The 13,957-nt window shown below is 59.6% G+C and carries 15 protein-coding genes; 9 read left to right on the plus strand and 6 right to left on the minus strand.

Going from position 1 to position 13,957, the window contains the following annotated elements; all coding sequences use genetic code 11:
* The first annotated feature begins 318 nt into the window (after positions 1 to 318).
* The gene (locus ACUNV4_RS01125) at positions 319 to 1,896 is read left to right on the plus strand and encodes a DUF4331 domain-containing protein (protein ID WP_430876639.1); all 1,578 of its coding nucleotides are present in this window, start codon (positions 319 to 321) and stop codon (positions 1,894 to 1,896) included.
* 105 nt (positions 1,897 to 2,001) lie between these two features.
* Positions 2,002 to 2,892: a hypothetical protein gene (locus ACUNV4_RS01130; protein WP_430876640.1), complete on the plus strand. Its 891-nt coding sequence runs from the start codon at positions 2,002 to 2,004 to the stop codon at positions 2,890 to 2,892.
* Here the strand turns inward: ACUNV4_RS01130 and ACUNV4_RS01135 are convergent.
* Complete coding sequence (locus ACUNV4_RS01135) at positions 2,870 to 3,820, minus strand: PP2C family protein-serine/threonine phosphatase (protein WP_430876641.1); 951 nt, start codon at positions 3,818 to 3,820, stop codon at positions 2,870 to 2,872. The two genes, ACUNV4_RS01130 and ACUNV4_RS01135, sit on opposite strands and share 23 nt — an antisense overlap.
* Before the next feature lie 147 nt (positions 3,821 to 3,967).
* Here ACUNV4_RS01135 and gltX point away from each other — a divergent pair, with 147 nt between their 5' ends.
* Positions 3,968 to 5,377 carry a glutamate--tRNA ligase gene (gene gltX / locus ACUNV4_RS01140; protein ID WP_430876642.1) on the plus strand — a complete coding sequence of 470 codons (1,410 nt, stop codon included), beginning with the start codon at positions 3,968 to 3,970 and terminating at the stop codon, positions 5,375 to 5,377.
* A 21-nt stretch (positions 5,378 to 5,398) separates the two neighbouring features.
* On the opposite strand, the gene ACUNV4_RS01145 is transcribed toward gltX, so the two are convergent.
* Positions 5,399 to 6,160, minus strand: coding sequence for an SDR family oxidoreductase (locus ACUNV4_RS01145; RefSeq protein WP_430876643.1), 762 nt, complete (start codon positions 6,158 to 6,160; stop codon positions 5,399 to 5,401).
* A 5-nt stretch (positions 6,161 to 6,165) separates the two neighbouring features.
* Positions 6,166 to 7,152 carry a glutathione S-transferase family protein gene (locus ACUNV4_RS01150; RefSeq protein ID WP_430877398.1) on the minus strand — a complete coding sequence of 329 codons (987 nt, stop codon included), beginning with the start codon at positions 7,150 to 7,152 and terminating at the stop codon, positions 6,166 to 6,168.
* 49 nt (positions 7,153 to 7,201) lie between these two features.
* Here ACUNV4_RS01150 and ACUNV4_RS01155 point away from each other — a divergent pair, with 49 nt between their 5' ends.
* Complete coding sequence (locus tag ACUNV4_RS01155) at positions 7,202 to 7,975, plus strand: sulfite exporter TauE/SafE family protein (protein WP_430876644.1); 774 nt, start codon at positions 7,202 to 7,204, stop codon at positions 7,973 to 7,975.
* A gap of 23 nt (positions 7,976 to 7,998) precedes the next feature.
* Here the strand turns inward: ACUNV4_RS01155 and ACUNV4_RS01160 are convergent, their stop codons facing one another.
* The gene (locus ACUNV4_RS01160; protein WP_430876645.1) at positions 7,999 to 8,763 is read right to left on the minus strand and encodes a TSUP family transporter; all 765 of its coding nucleotides are present in this window, start codon (positions 8,761 to 8,763) and stop codon (positions 7,999 to 8,001) included.
* A 74-nt stretch (positions 8,764 to 8,837) separates the two neighbouring features.
* Here ACUNV4_RS01160 and ACUNV4_RS01165 point away from each other — a divergent pair, with 74 nt between their 5' ends.
* The 3 genes from ACUNV4_RS01165 to gloB all read left to right on the plus strand — a co-directional run bounded on the left by ACUNV4_RS01165 (position 8,838) and on the right by gloB (position 10,969).
* On the plus strand, positions 8,838 to 9,314 hold the full coding sequence (locus tag ACUNV4_RS01165) for a YtoQ family protein (protein WP_430876646.1): 477 nt from the start codon (positions 8,838 to 8,840) through the stop codon (positions 9,312 to 9,314).
* 75 nt (positions 9,315 to 9,389) lie between these two features.
* Positions 9,390 to 10,202: an inositol monophosphatase family protein gene (locus tag ACUNV4_RS01170; protein ID WP_430876647.1), complete on the plus strand. Its 813-nt coding sequence runs from the start codon at positions 9,390 to 9,392 to the stop codon at positions 10,200 to 10,202.
* Positions 10,199 to 10,969 (plus strand): hydroxyacylglutathione hydrolase, encoded by a 771-nt coding sequence (gloB, locus tag ACUNV4_RS01175; RefSeq protein ID WP_430876648.1) that lies wholly within the window; start codon positions 10,199 to 10,201, stop codon positions 10,967 to 10,969. The genes ACUNV4_RS01170 and gloB overlap by 4 nt, the downstream gene beginning before the upstream one ends.
* A 44-nt stretch (positions 10,970 to 11,013) precedes the next feature.
* On the opposite strand, the gene ACUNV4_RS01180 is transcribed toward gloB, so the two are convergent.
* Positions 11,014 to 11,814 carry an AraC family transcriptional regulator gene (locus ACUNV4_RS01180; protein WP_430876649.1) on the minus strand — a complete coding sequence of 267 codons (801 nt, stop codon included), beginning with the start codon at positions 11,812 to 11,814 and terminating at the stop codon, positions 11,014 to 11,016.
* A 146-nt stretch (positions 11,815 to 11,960) separates the two neighbouring features.
* On the opposite strand from ACUNV4_RS01180, the gene ACUNV4_RS01185 reads away from it, so the two are divergent.
* Both ACUNV4_RS01185 and ACUNV4_RS01190 read left to right on the plus strand, forming a co-directional pair.
* Positions 11,961 to 12,986, plus strand: coding sequence for a DMT family transporter (locus ACUNV4_RS01185; RefSeq protein ID WP_430876650.1), 1,026 nt, complete (start codon positions 11,961 to 11,963; stop codon positions 12,984 to 12,986).
* 135 nt (positions 12,987 to 13,121) lie between these two features.
* Positions 13,122 to 13,550, plus strand: a complete 429-nt coding sequence (locus ACUNV4_RS01190; RefSeq protein ID WP_430876651.1) for a CBS domain-containing protein — start codon at positions 13,122 to 13,124, stop codon at positions 13,548 to 13,550.
* 48 nt (positions 13,551 to 13,598) lie between these two features.
* On the opposite strand, the gene ACUNV4_RS01195 is transcribed toward ACUNV4_RS01190, so the two are convergent.
* Positions 13,599 to 13,955 carry a hypothetical protein gene (locus ACUNV4_RS01195; RefSeq protein WP_430876652.1) on the minus strand — a complete coding sequence of 119 codons (357 nt, stop codon included), beginning with the start codon at positions 13,953 to 13,955 and terminating at the stop codon, positions 13,599 to 13,601.
* Positions 13,956 to 13,957: the final 2 nt, after the last annotated feature.

The raw sequence follows: 13,957 nt of genomic DNA on the forward strand, positions 1-13,957 counted from the left end.
GATCAAGTGAGCTGCGCAGTTCTCAGGTTAACAGGCATGGGTAATGATTACACCGCTCCCTGCCGCGGCTCGGGAGAGGGGCGAGACGTGCAGGTGATTCTCGTCACAAAGAAGAATAACCGGCGTCTGTCTTCAGGAGCATGAGAAAAAAAGTTTCCAATGCTGCATCTTTTTGACGGGCTCCCTGCGTATCTGTCAGTGAGGGCGGAGTTGTATCGAGCGGTTCGAGACGACTTGTTCAATGCCGTTCACGACATTCAGCGGCAAAGATGCCGGTACGGTTTCTACCGCCTGTCCCACTGCAACAGGAGTTTGACAATGAAAGCTCGATCCGGATTATCCCGTGTTCTGACACTGACTGCCGCTGTCGGCACGGTGCTGGCAGGCCATGCCGTGGCCTCGTCACACGCAGAAGCCCCCTTCATCAAATCACGTCCGAAGGTGGACGCGACCGACTTCTACATGTTCTCCAGCTATGAGCCGGGGCGCGAAGACTTTGTGACATTGATCGCGAATTACCAGCCTCTACAGGATGTCTATGGCGGGCCCAACTATTTTTCAATGAATCCGGATGCCATTTACGAGATTCATGTGGACAATGATGGGGATGCTCAGGAAGACATCACATTCCTGTTCGATTTCGACAACGGTCTGGCGAATGGCGATCAGGGTTTTGCACTGCAGATCGGCAATGACACCGTGCCGGTATCGCTGAAGAACATCGGCCAGCTGGGCGCTCGAGACAACCAGTCGGTCCTCAATGTCAACGAGACCTATTTCGTTGGCATGGTCGAAGGCGATCGGCGGTCGGCATCACCTGCTTGGGCAGTGCGTCCCGATTCCGGCTTGCGGCTGTTTTCCAAACCCTACGACAACGTGGGTAACAAGACGTTTCCGGAAGGTTATGACAACTATGTACGCAGTCTGAGCAACACTGGCGAAGTGTACTATGACGTGCAGTTCGAGCAGTGTCCGGCCGGTGCGCAGGACGCTCGCGTGTTCGTCGGTCAGCGCAAGGAGAGCTTCTCTGTTGCTTTGGCAGAAATCTTCGATCTGGTGAATTTCGTGCCGCTGGTCTCGGCATTGCCGGACGATCCCGCGCGTAACGATCTGGCCAACAAGAATATTACTACTCTGGCTTTGGAGATCCACAAGGATTGCCTGACCGGTAGTGGCAATGGTGTCATCGGCGGCTGGACAACGGCCAGCGTTCGCAGCACCCAGACAATCAGCCTTGACCCGACTTACCGTCGGCCCATCGAGTACAGTGGCGAGTATCGTCAGCTCTCCAGGCTGAGCAATCCTCTGGTCAACGAAGTGGTTATCGGTTTGCCGGACAAGGACCGGTTCAATGTCAGTGAGCCCATGGATGATGCGCAGTTTGCCACCTATGTGACCTCACCCACACTGCCGGCGATTCTGGATATCCTGTTTCGCGATGCGGTGGGTGCCAGCTCGAACATCGCTCCGTCCAATCTGCCCAGAACCGATCTGGTCACGGCGTTTCTGACCGGCTTTCCGGATGTGAACCAGTTGTCCACTGTCACACCCTCGGAGATGATCAGGCTCAATACGGCAATACCGCCCACGGCAAAGGATGCGCAGGTCAACCTCGGTGTGGCCGGTGGTGATCTGGCGGGCTTTCCCAATGGTCGTCGACCGGGGGATGATGTCACCGACATCGCACTGCGCGTGATGATGGGCGCTCTGTGTCATCCCATCGCCGTGGATCTGGACAGCAGTGGTACCGCTGGCGACAGTGGTGACAATCTTGGCTTGTGCATGCCGGAGGATGCACCGGTGGGTAATGCTGCCTTCACCGATGGTGCGCCGCAGAATGCCGGTCAGTTCGACAATGCCTTTCCTTACCTGACAACGCCGGTAACAGGCTCCTGACGGCTGCCGTCTTGCCCGGATGGGCCTGCAGGAGGCAGGCACCATCCGGATCTTCTTTCTCATGAGTCGCGTTAGGCGCCTTTCGGTTTCAACAGGATGGACATGATGCTTACAACCAGACGTACCGCGATACTGCTGTCACTGACAACATTGGCTGCCTGCTCCAGTGGTGGTGATTCCAACGACTCGGCGGCTCCGGGTGACAATGGTGGGCCGCCGACGGTTTCCGATGTGGTCATGGCGCCAGCAGGGGATATCACGCACTACGGAGCCGTCACGGTCGCTGATGATGCCGGCCAGGCGTCCGATCTGGTCGGCAGTTTCCATCGCTTGTCCAGTGGCGTCTCGGAAGACTTCATGAGAACCATGCTCTCCGGTGATACAGCGATGTGTCAGGTGCAGGATGACGGCGTGATCGATTTCGAGGAGATCAGCGCAGCCTTTGTTCCCACAGTCCCGGGAATCGGCAAGAGTGGTGTCAGTGCCGGTTCGGCCATTGTGTTGACAAGCCCGGATGGCACCTATGCCACTCTGGAGGAGCAACCAGCGGCAGGTTTCCTGTTCTACGATCTGCCTGATATGACCATGCTGATGGCTGGCTCGGTGCCAGCGGGTCTGCAGGTCGATGTGCCGGGCAGCAGCGAGATTCCGGCGTTCGCCGGTGCCGCAGTGCCCGACATCACGACACTGGAGAATGCCGAGTTCGGTGGTGGCGATGGCATCTCCGGCTCGACAACGTTCACCTGGGATGCCTCGGACGATCCGGGTGCAATGATCCGCATATTCTCCAGTACGGCCGGTGGATTCTTTCTGGAGGACGGGGTTACCGTGACCTGTGTCACCCCGGATACCGGCTCGTTCAGCTTTCCAGCTGACGTACGCGCCGAACTGGGCAACGATTTTGCCGGTAGCGCGCCGCTGATGTCACGGATTGTGGTCAATCCCGTTCAGGTGGACAGTACCTTTCTTTACGTCATCCGTGAGAGCTTTCGCTAGCGCCACTGCTGGCCATCTGCACGACGATGGCCGTGACATTGTCGGTTCCGCCACGGCGCAAGGCCAGTCTGACCAGTTCATCGAGTGCCTGTCGGGGCGATGGCAGGGCCAGATTTGCTTCGACTTCTGCAGGTTTGACATCCTTGAACAGGCCATCGCTGCACAGCAGAAAACGGTCACCGGCTTGCACATCCAGCTGGCGTACCTGAATATCGATATCGTCGGCAACTCCGATGGCACGAGTGATGACATTCGATGAGGGGTGATTTTCCGCTTCATCGGCCGTCAGTTCTCCCAGCCGGTGCAGTTCCTGCACCAGGCTGTGATCATCGGTCAACTGCAGGAACTTGCCCTGTCGGTATCGATAGATCCGGCTGTCGCCGGCCCACAGTACATAGGCGTTGTCGCCGTTGATGTGCAAGGCCGCAACGGTGCTGCCCATGACTTGCCCCTGGGCAGCATTGCGGCAGACATCGTTGGCATGGTTCAGCCGTTCGAGCAGGTCATCGACGCTTTCCAGTGCATTATCCTTCGACTTGAAGGTGTGCATGGCCTCGATGATGGCCTGACTGGCGCGATCTCCGCGACTATGGCCCCCCATGCCATCGGCCACCACCCACAGGGCTTCTTCCTGTGCGTCCAGAAAGGCGTCCTCGTTGATCTTGCGCACATGACCCAGTTCACTCAGCGCACAGGAGTACCAGCGGGGTTCCATGGACGGAGACGATGTGCCACTCTGGCGGCCGGCGGTTTCGCTGACGGGTCCGGCCGAGGGTTTACCTGCTGCGCTTGGTGGGCGGGAAGTACGGCTTCGCGATGATCGATCGCCGTCACCAGCGTCGCGCGTGGCGGACGTCAGGGTGTCCCTGGAGCGGGTTCGGCCGGCAGGCGCGGCCGGAGGGTGCAGGTCTGGGAAGCGAATGGGCATCTGAATGTTACAACCTTTAACAGGCGATCAGTATAGCGCTCACGGCGGCCATGACCATGTGTGCCCAATACCACTAATGAAGGGGAATTATTACCGTGGTGCTTTGTTAGACTACGCACCTCTCATTTACCCGCTGTGAAACGTCTCATGAAGGTCCGCACCCGATTTGCACCAAGTCCGACTGGTTACCTGCATATTGGTGGCGCCCGGACCGCGCTGTTCAGCTATCTGTTCGCCCGCAAACACGGTGGCGACTTCATTCTGCGCATCGAGGATACCGATCGGGAGCGTTCATCCGAGGAATCGGTGCAGGCCATTCTCGACGGCATGAGCTGGCTGGGACTGGAGCACGATGAGGGGCCGTTCTACCAGACTCAGCGATTCGATCGCTATCGGGAAGTGATCCGGCAGTTGATGGACAGTGGCCATGCCTATCATTGCTATTGCACGCCGGAAGAGCTGGATGCCATGCGTGAAGAGGCAACCGCCAGAAAGGAAAAGCCGCGCTACAACGGATTCTGGCGTGACCGGACAGAAACGCCCCCCGAGGGTGTCAAGCCAGTGGTGCGATTTCGCAACCCGCTCGATGGCAAGGTCACGATCGATGATGCGGTGAAAGGGCAGATCGTCATCGATAACCGCGAGCTGGATGATCTGGTCATCATGCGATCCGACGGTACACCCACCTACAATCTGACGGTCGTGGTCGACGACATGGACATGGAAATCACCCATGTCATTCGTGGTGATGATCATGTGAACAACACACCTCGGCAGATCAACATACTCGAAGCGCTGGGTGCGGCCCGGCCGGTGTATGCACACCTGCCGATGATTCTGGGTGAAGACGGCAAGCGCATGTCCAAACGCCACGGAGCGGTCAGCGTCATGCAGTACCAGGCCGACGGTTACCTGCCGGAAGCGTTGCTGAACTATCTGGTGCGCCTGGGATGGTCTCATCAGGATCAGGAACTGTTCACCGCTGACGAAATGCGCGATCTGTTCAGCCTCGAAGCGGTCAACCGATCCGGCTCGGTATTCGACGTCAAGAAGCTGGACTGGGTCAATCAGCAGTATCTGCAGAAGGCCGATGCCGACTATCTGGGAGCAGCCCTGCAGCCCTACATGGCATCGCTGAATATCGATACCGCGGCCGGAGCGCCACTGTCAGCCGTGGCCGATCTGCTGCGTGACCGTGCCAGTACCCTGGTACAGATGGCCGAGTCGGCGCGCTACTTCTACGAAGCGCCAGCGAGTTACGATGAAAAGGCGAAAGCCAAACAGTTCAAGCCGGCAGCGGCCGATGTGCTGCAGGACGCGGCCAGTCGCTTCGCCGCGCTGGAGAGTTGGGACGCCGGGAGCATCCAGGCAGCCATGGAAGCCGCTGTCGAGGCCCTGGGAATCGGCTTTGGCAAGCTGGGCCAGCCTTTGCGCCTTGCAGTAACCGGCGGCACTCAGTCACCGTCCATGAATGACACGCTGGCGCTGATAGCCAGAGATGATGTATTGGCGCGACTGGAGCAGGCCATCGCTGTGTGTCGCGAGCAGTCAGCCTGAGTCCAGCCACGCCGTTGGTCGCTAGATCAGGCCGACCAGTTTTCTGCCTTCCTCGGTCTTGATGGAGAAGTCGCTGCCTGACCACTCGGCAGCAGCGTTGGTACACAGCCAGGCGATGGCCCGGGCCGGCCATTCCGGCGGGATGTGATCGCTGAAGTCCATCTGACTCACCGGGTTGATGCCGGAGGCCTTGATGGCACGCTGCATGTCCGTGGCCACGGTGCCGGGGCTCAGGCCGATGCAACGGATGCCGTGTTCCGCGTATTCCTTGTGTATGCAACGCGTCAGGGCCAGGACGCCCGCCTTGGTTGCGCAGTAGTGACTCCAGCCTTCGATGGCGTTGACGGCAGCACCGGAGCTGATGTTGATGATGACGCCGCTACCGCGCTGTTCCATGCCCGGCAATACGCATCGCACACCGTGATACACCCCCTTGAGATTGACGTCGACGACCTGGTCCCAGCCATCCGGGTCGGATTCGCCGAGTCGCGCAATGGGGTCGATGATGCCGGCATTGTTGACCAGGACATCGACGGCGCCGAAGGCCTCGACAGCGCTGGACACTGCCGTCTCCACCGAGGCGTAGCTGGCCACATCGCATTCCACGGCCAGCGCCTGCGCACCGGATTGGCGAATGTCCTCGGCGATGGATTCACAGTCCTTCCGGGTGCGGGCGGCCAGTACCACCTGCATGCCCAGTCCGGCCATGTGCCGGGCGGCGGCAGCACCGATGCCACGGCTGGCACCGGTGATCAGTGCTGTCTTGCCTTGCAGTTCTTTCATGGGATTCAGTCTGTCAGTTGTTCGCGACCATGGGGTTCATCAAAGTCTATCGCAGGACCGAGCGGAACGATGCGATGCGGGTTGATTGTCTCGTGACTCTCCAGGTAGTGGCGCTTGGCATGGGTGAAGTTGCAGGTGTCGCGGATGCCCGGCCATTGATACAGATCGCGCGTGTAGGCCCACAGATGCGGGTAGTCCACCAGCCGCCGCAGATTGCATTTGAAGTGTCCGTTGTAGACCAGATCGAAACGCAACAGGGTGGGCAGGAGTCGCCAGTCGGCTTCGAGTGGCGCATCACCACAGAGGAAGCGTTGCCGGGACAGTCGGCATTCCAGCCAGTCGAGCGTGTCGAACAGCGGTACCACAGCCTCGTCGTAGGCTGCCTGCGAGGTGGCGAAGCCGCTGCGATAGACACCGTTGTTCAGCGTCTCGTAGATACGCGCATTGAGTGCATCGATCTCTTCCCGGTGTGCTTCAGGATAGTAGTCTCCCTCATCGGCACCCAGTTCATCGAAAGCGCTGTTGAGCATGCGGATGATTTCCGAGGACTCGTTCGAGACGATGGTCTGTTGCTGCTTGTCCCAGATCAGTGGCACGGTGACACGCCCCGTGAATTGCGGATCGGCCTGCTGATAGATTTCGTACAGGTACTCCTTGTTCATCAGGCGATCAGCGACGATGTTCTGCTCATCAGGCTTGAAGCTCCAGCCGCGATCACCCATGAACCAGTGTACGAAGGAGACATCGATCATCGACTCCAGACCCTTCAGCGCCCGATAGATGAGCACCCGGTGAGCCCAGGGGCAGGCGTAGCTGGCATACAGATGATATCGCCCGGCCTCGGCCCGAAAGCCACTGTCACCGGAAGGGCCGGCTTCGCCATCTGCGGTAATCCAGTGCCTGAATACCGCCTCACTGCGTTCGAAGCGACCGCCGGTACTGTCGGTGTCGTACCACTTGTCCTGCCATTGTCCGTCAACCAGTAAACCCATGTTCTTGTCTGCCATGCGGTGATTGGGTGCATTGTGGCAGAATCCGGCCATGCCTACTCTTGCATCCCTGTCTCTGGCGGAGCCTCTGTTGTGGCTTCTGTGTCTGGCCTCCCTGTTGGTGGGCATGTCGAAAGGCGGCCTGCCGGGGATCGGCATGCTGGCTGTACCGATACTGTCACTGCTGATATCGCCCGTGCTGGCAGCGGTGCTGCTGCTGCCGATCTACATCCTGTCGGATGTGGTCGGTGTCTGGCTCTATCGTCGCGAGTACAGCGCGGACAATCTGAAGATACTGATACCGGCCGGAATTGCCGGTGTCCTGGTCGGCTGGGCAACAGCTGCTCATGTGTCTGATCAGGTGGTCTCTTTCCTCATCGGTGTGCTGGGCGTGTCGTTCTGTCTGTCTCGCTGGATGCGACGTGCAGACACGATCGTGGCCCGGCCGGTGGAGTTGCCACGCGGACTGTTCTGGGGAACCCTGTCGGGTTTCACCAGTTTCGTGTCGCATGCCGGAGCGCCGCCTTATCAGATATTCATGCTGCCGCAACAACTGCCAAAGATGGTATTTGCCGGCACCACCACCATTCTGTTTGCCTGCATCAATCTGGCCAAGGTGGTTCCGTATTCAGCGCTACATCCCTACTCGGGGTCGACCCTGTGGTTGTCCGCTGCGCTGGTGCCGATCGCGGCCATCGGGACGGTCGCCGGCAAGTCCTTCGTGCAGCGACTGTCGGAGAAGTGGTTCTTTCTGGGCGTGCAGATCGTGCTGTTTCTGGTGTCGCTGAAGCTGGTATCCGACGGACTGTTGATCTGGCTGAGCTGACGCGCAGAGCTTCAAGGCGTCGCTCAGCTTACCGCCAGACGGATCAGGCCGCTCATCGCAACCGTCATCAGCAGGGCGAGGCAGAAACGCTTGTAGAACTGTTCCAGGGAAGGCCTGAACAACAGGGTACCCAACAGAACACCGAGTATCACAACCGGTGCGAACACCAGAGAGCGCTGCAGCACCAGCATGTTCAGCATGCCGGAGAGATACAACCACACACCGGTTGCCATCATGGCCAGGGCCAGATACATGACCAGTGAGGCGCGCATGCGGGCGGCCGGTGCCTGCTGGGCGAGCACATAGAGCGCCACGACCATACCGCCGACGCTGGCAAGTCCCGAGGCGATACCGGCTGTCAGGCCGGCGCCATACAAGCCCTTGCGCGTTGCCAGAATGGCCGGCGGACTACGCAGTAGCTGCAGCAGGGCCAGCACCAGAATCAGTACCAGAGCGATGGTGCGGGAGATGTCTGGCGAGACGGCCTTGGTCGCCATCAGGCCGATGGGAGTGCCGACGACCGTACCGATGACCAACCCCCATACCACCTTGCGATCGGCCATGCGAAACCCACCCCGAAACATCATGAAGCTGGCCACGGTTTCCATCATGAAACACACCGGAATCAGTGTCACCGGCGGAATGATCAGGGCCAGTCCGGCCATGATCAGGGCCGACATGCCGAAGCCGGCAAAGCCTCTGACCATCCCGGCCAGCAGCACGACCAGCAGGCTGATGACCACTTCGGAGCCGGACAGTGACAGGAAATTCTGCAGGTTGGACAGCATGATTTGAAGACTTGGTGCAATATGGTCGGGATAACATTGCATCTGCATTCAGCAAATACAGCGGGAGTCTCGACATGAAGAAGATCTGGTCAGTGTATCTGTCTGGCGAAATCCATACCGATTGGCGCGAGCGTATCATGCAGGCGTCGGAAGCGGCAGGACTGCCGCTGAGCTTTCATTCGCCGGTGACCAACCATGAAGCCAGCGATGCTGCAGGCGATGTTCTGGGGCAGGCCGAGGCCGGTTTCTGGCGCGATCACCAGTCGTCCAAGGTGAACAGCATCCGCACGCGCACCCAGATACAGCAATGCGATGTGGCGGTGATTCGCTTCGGCAGTCAATACAAGCAGTGGAACGCCGCCTTCGATGCCGGCTACTGTGCGGCTCTGGGGAAACCGTACATCACACTGCACGATGCCGACATCATACATCCTCTGAAGGAGGTGGACGCTGCGGCCATGGGCTGGGCGCAGACGCCAGAGCAGGTGGTCGAGGTCTTGCGGTATGTCTCGGGTACACCCGATGCCGCCGGTTGCCAGGCAGCGGGCTGATCCGGTCTGCAGACTCATGGGATCATGTTCTCGGCATGATCGTCACTCTTCACGGAACAACGACAGACAGGGAACATGGAAGCTATCGACGCACGACTGGAATTTGCCCGCCGCATAGTGGCAAACGCTGCGCAGGCAGCACTCGAGCTGTTTCAGGATCGCGATAATCTGGATATCGAGATCAAGGGGCTACAGGACTGGGTGTCCAACGCCGACAAGTCGGTGGAAACGCTGATACGTGCGGCGCTCGGTGAGCACTGGCCGGATGACTCCATCGTGGGTGAAGAGCATGGAGATGTCACGGGCAGCTCGGGTTTCACCTGGGTCATCGATCCGATCGATGGCACCACCAATTTCGTCAATGGCACACCCGGTTGGTGTGTCGTGCTGGCCTGCGTGCGCGATGGACAGACCGTGTGCTCGGTCATCTGCGATCCGGTCAGTCGGGAAACCTACAGCGCCCTGCGTGGTCAGGGAGCCTGGCTCAATGGCAAGCGGCTGAAGGTTCATTCGGCCAGCGGGCTGAATGCCGGCACGCTGGGTGTGGGGCACAGCACCCGGGTGCCTGCAAAACTGACACTGGACCTGCTGGCCGGTCTGCTGGAACGTCAGGGTCTGTTCCGGCGTGGAGGTTCCGGAGCACTGGATCTGGCCTATGTCGCGGCCGGTCGTCTCATCGGCTATGTCGAGCCGCACATGAATGCCTGGGATTGTCTGGCGTCCATGCTGTTCATCGAGGAGGCCGGTGGCCGGATCGAGCCCTTCGACATGCAGCACATGCTGGACAAGGGCGGCAGGGTCGTGACGGCCTGTCCGGGCGTTTATGATGAAGTGCTGGCCCTGAGTGTGGCCAGTTATGGTCCTCTACCCAAGGAGAATGTCTCGTGAGTAAACTGCAGTGTTTTCAGTTCCCCTACGGTCATGACAACTATGGCGTGCTGGTTCACGATGCCGATAGCGGGCAGACGGCCTGCATCGACGCGGGAGACGCGCAGGCGGCTCTCGATGCCCTGACGCAGAATGGCTGGACACTGAGTCATCTGCTGATCACTCATCATCATGGTGATCATACGGCAGGACTGGCGGCGATCAAGTCCGCCACTGGCTGTCGGGTTTACGGCCCCGAGCCACTGTCGTCGCCGATTGCCGGAATTGACGAATCTGTCGGTGACGGTAGCGAATTCGACTTCGCCGGACGCCGTGTGCGGGCTATCCATACGCCGGGTCATACCACCGACATGATCAATTTCCACTTCCCGGAGGATGCCCTGGTGTTTACCGGTGATACGCTGTTCTCCATGGGGTGTGGCCGCCTGTTCGAAGGTGACGCGGCGATGATGCTGAACAGTATCAACAAGCTCAAGGTGCTGCCGCCGGAGACCCTCGTGTACTGTGCCCACGAGTACACCGCCACCAATGCACGGTTTGCGCTGGATGTCAATCCGGATAACCAGGCCCTGCAGGAACGCGCCCGGGAAGTGAGCCGCCTGCGTGACCGGCAGGAGGCAACCGTGCCCACTACCCTGCAGATGGAACTCGAGACCAACCCTTTCCTGCGTACCGATGATGCAGCTCTGCGCCAGTCACTGGGCCTGGTGGATGCCGATGAAGTGGCGGTTTTTGCCGAGTTGCGTGAACGGCGCAATGGTTATTAGCCTCGATCCGATGCCCTTGACCACTGCGCCGGACTGCGAAGGTATCAGTCGGGTGTGATGCCTCTGCCGAATTCGGCAGGGGTGACCCCCATCAGGCGACGGAACATGGCGATGAAGGCCGACGAACTGCCATAGCCCAGGTCCAGAGCAATCGATTCGACTTTCTCGCCTGCGTTCAGACGAGGCAGGGAATTCACCACGCGCAGACGTTGACGCCATTCGGCAAAGGAGATGCCCAGATCACGCTGGCAGCGGCGAAGCAGTGTGCGTTCAGTGCTGTGGGTCGCCTGTGCCAGTTCAGCCAGTGTGCGGTTGTCACCCGGGTTGTCTTGCAGAATCCGCAGCACCACGGAGAGTGCGGGATCATCCGAACCGGGCAGATAGCTGCCTTCGCAGGGCGCGGCTTCCAGCTCATCAACCAGTACCCGCAGCAGCCGCTGGTGGGTCTCGTCATGGCTGCGCTGCGCGGCTTCATTGAGTTGCAGCTTCAGCAACAGTTCACGCATCAGCGGACTGACGGTCAGGGCGCAGGCCTTGCCGGGCATCGCTGGACAGAGCGCGGCATCCAGATAGAGGGAGCCATGCAGGGCCGCCTTGCGGTTGAGTCCGGTATGTTCGGTATCGGGTGGTAGCCACACCCCGTGATCGGGCGGCGCCAGGAAATGCTGGCCTGCCAGCTTGAGTTCCATGACACCGTGAAACGAATAGACGAATTCGCCCCATGAATGCTGGTGGTTCGGGTAGGTCGCATCCGCCGGCACGGCAGCAGAGCGGAAGTGGATGGGAGTGGGTAGGGCATCTCCGAAGGGGGCTACCTGAATCTGTGGTCGATGACGGCCAGCCATGGTGGGGCATCCTGTTCGGTGAGCTGCGACGACGACGGTGCAGGCTGTCGGGGCAGACGTGTCGATTGTCGTAAACGCGCTATATCAATATTACTCGCCACTCTACACTTTTCCTGTACCCGCCATCCAGCGTCAGGAGAATCGATATGTCCAGCCACAAGATACTTGATCAACGAGCCATGGGCATCATGATCGTCGTCTGCATGATCTGGGGAATGCAGCAGGTCGGACTCAAGGCTTCTGCGGACGACGTGTCACCGACCCTGCAGATTGCCTTGCGCTCGGGGATCGCTGCCGGCCTGGTATCGATGCTGATTCTGTGGCGTGGTACCCGATTGTCGTTGCGCGATGGTCGCTGGAAACCCGGCATTGCTGTGGGTCTGCTGTTTTCGCTGGAATACGTGCTGGTGGCCGAAGGCCTGCGACACACCAGTGCCTCTCACATGGCCGTGTTTCTGTACTCGGCTCCCATCTTTGCGGCTCTCGGTCTGCACCGCAGGCTGCCGGAGGAACGCCTGCAGCGACTGCAGTGGGTGGGCGTCGCGCTGGCCTTCTGCGGCATCGTGGTGGCCTTTCTGGGCGGTGGTACATCGACAGCGGCTGCCGCTAACATGTTGTGGGGAGATTTTCTGGGGCTGCTGGCCGGTGCTGCCTGGGGAGCGACGACCGTGACCATTCGCACCAGCACGCTGGCTGCGGCACCGGCCACGCATACGTTGCTGTATCAGCTGCTGGTGGCCTGTGTGGTATTGCTGAGCACGGCCCTGTTTCTTGGTCAGATGCAGTTCGACTTCACACCGTTGGCGTTGGGAAACCTTGCCTTTCAGTCGCTGATCGTCTCGTTTGCCAGTTTTCTGACCTGGTTCTGGCTGCTGCGCCGCTACCTGGCATCGCAACTGGGTGTGTTCACCTTCCTGACACCCTTGTTCGGGGTGGTGTTCGGCATCTGGCTGCTGAACGAGTCCGTGGATGCGTATTTCCTCGCAGGCGCCGTGCTGGTGCTGTTGGGTATCACCCTGGTCAATGGTCACACAGGGGTGCGCCGGCTGTTGCAGGCCGGTCGTCGGTCCCGGGTGCTGCAGAGCGCAACCGTGTTACCCCTTGCAGGCGGCGAGAGTCGTGTCTGCGAGCCGGTCGTGGCCTGCACTTCGTCTTCGTCGAACTGTCATTGATGTGGATTCGGGCACAAGTGTCACTCTGTCTGACGCAATTTCGATGGTATTCGCTCATCAAAGTGGGTAGGTTTAGGGTATGGCTGCTACAGCGCTCACTGCCGCGGCCTGATGAACCACCAAGGAGAGAACATCATGCACACAGTCGGGCAGATTCTGACAAAGGCCAGGGGCGGTCTGGTCACCATTGAACCGGAAGCCACCGTGCTGGACGCACTTCGTGTCATGGCGGAGCGCAACATCGGCGCCATACTGATCACACAGGGCAGCAATCTGCTGGGAATCTTCACCGAGCGACACTATGCACGCAATGTGATACTGGAAGGGCGACAGTCGGTGGATACCCCGGTGCGGGATGTCATGTCCACCGAGATGTTTCCGGTTGAACCGAATCAGTCGGTGGACGATTGCATGTCTCTGATGACCGAACATCGTGTACGGCATCTGCCGGTCATGGGTCAGGGACAACTCATCGGCATCGTATCCATCGGCGACCTGGTCAAGGCGACCATCGCCGCACAGGAGCAGACCATCGATGAGCTGACGCGTTACATCGGCAGCTGAGCCACGATTGAAGGGTTCTGTGGCTCGATGCTGGCTGGCTCGGAGAACCTACAGTCTGTAGATGCCCACGACATAGGTAATGGCGAAGCCCAGCAGACCGATCAATGCATAAGGTCGCAGGCGGTTCAGCAAGGCTGGCTGATGCGCTGCAGGCAGAACCAGCAGGGCGCTGAGCAGGGTCATGAGCAGACCCGAGCCCAGCGCCATCAGTCCCCAGAACTCGGTCGGGTGACGCAGGCCATACCAGAGCACATTCCACAAGCCGGCCGCCCCGGTGACCACGCCAATGATGCGCAGAACGGTGGGCGGAGTCACCCGGTTGAGACTCAGCCCCGGAATCCGGTTGCTGAATGCCAGGGTGATGATCATGCAGACCGCTACCACGGTGCCCATCGGTATGAACATGC

The organism is Granulosicoccus sp. 3-233 (genome assembly GCF_052681095.1).

Bases quoted from the DNA above. Each gene is read 5' to 3' on its own strand.
- ACUNV4_RS01125 (WP_430876639.1), top strand. From the start codon at position 319: ATGAAAGCTCGATCCGGATTATCCCGTGTTCTGACACTGACTGCCGCT.
- ACUNV4_RS01130 (WP_430876640.1), top strand. From the start codon at position 2,002: ATGCTTACAACCAGACGTACCGCGATACTGCTGTCACTGACAACATTG.
- ACUNV4_RS01135 (WP_430876641.1), bottom strand. From the start codon at position 3,820: ATGCCCATTCGCTTCCCAGACCTGCACCCTCCGGCCGCGCCTGCCGGC.
- gltX (WP_430876642.1), top strand. From the start codon at position 3,968: ATGAAGGTCCGCACCCGATTTGCACCAAGTCCGACTGGTTACCTGCAT.
- ACUNV4_RS01145 (WP_430876643.1), bottom strand. From the start codon at position 6,160: ATGAAAGAACTGCAAGGCAAGACAGCACTGATCACCGGTGCCAGCCGT.
- ACUNV4_RS01150 (WP_430877398.1), bottom strand. From the start codon at position 7,152: ATGGGTTTACTGGTTGACGGACAATGGCAGGACAAGTGGTACGACACC.
- ACUNV4_RS01155 (WP_430876644.1), top strand. From the start codon at position 7,202: ATGCCTACTCTTGCATCCCTGTCTCTGGCGGAGCCTCTGTTGTGGCTT.
- ACUNV4_RS01160 (WP_430876645.1), bottom strand. From the start codon at position 8,763: ATGCTGTCCAACCTGCAGAATTTCCTGTCACTGTCCGGCTCCGAAGTG.
- ACUNV4_RS01165 (WP_430876646.1), top strand. From the start codon at position 8,838: ATGAAGAAGATCTGGTCAGTGTATCTGTCTGGCGAAATCCATACCGAT.
- ACUNV4_RS01170 (WP_430876647.1), top strand. From the start codon at position 9,390: ATGGAAGCTATCGACGCACGACTGGAATTTGCCCGCCGCATAGTGGCA.
- ACUNV4_RS01180 (WP_430876649.1), bottom strand. From the start codon at position 11,814: ATGGCTGGCCGTCATCGACCACAGATTCAGGTAGCCCCCTTCGGAGAT.
- ACUNV4_RS01185 (WP_430876650.1), top strand. From the start codon at position 11,961: ATGTCCAGCCACAAGATACTTGATCAACGAGCCATGGGCATCATGATC.
- ACUNV4_RS01190 (WP_430876651.1), top strand. From the start codon at position 13,122: ATGCACACAGTCGGGCAGATTCTGACAAAGGCCAGGGGCGGTCTGGTC.
- ACUNV4_RS01195 (WP_430876652.1), bottom strand. From the start codon at position 13,955: ATGTTCATACCGATGGGCACCGTGGTAGCGGTCTGCATGATCATCACC.